The organism is Mycobacterium sp. Soil_C_30 (assembly GCF_057656995.1).
On sequence record NZ_JBDGJH010000064.1, the window covers coordinates 1 to 435 of the forward strand.

The 435-nt window shown below is 73.6% G+C and carries 1 pseudogene; it reads right to left on the reverse strand.

Annotated elements, in window-relative coordinates:
• Positions 1 to 435, reverse strand: a pseudogene (locus AC3A6P_RS36130) (hypothetical protein); the annotation flags it as partial.

Below are 435 nucleotides of genomic sequence, written 5' to 3' on the forward strand. Positions count from 1 at the left end.
CAGATCCTGGGTCGAGACCTGCTCGGAGGCAGCGTCGTTCACCCGGTCGGCCGCAGCGTCGGGGGTGGCTGCGGTGGAGCCGCCGCCGGTGTCCGGGCCGCCCGGTTCGGGTGGGGGTGGCGGTGCACTGCCGGTGCCCCACGGCGGCTCGCCCTCGTCCCCGGAGTCGTCGGTACCGGTGTCGCCGACGGCGCCGTCGGCCTCGTCCGTCTCATTGATGCGGTCAGCGCCCTCGTTGATGTCGTCGTCCCCGTCCCCGCTGTCCGTCTTGTCGGGCGCTTCCAGCGGGGGTGGGGTGGTAGGCGCCCAGGGCGGCTCCTCCCCGTCGTCGTCACGGGGTGAGGTGGTCCACCAATGTGACCAGTCGACGCCACCGTCATCGGCGGCCGGTTCGTCGGGCTGCCCAGCCTCCGGCTCCGACTCGGGTTCGGGTTC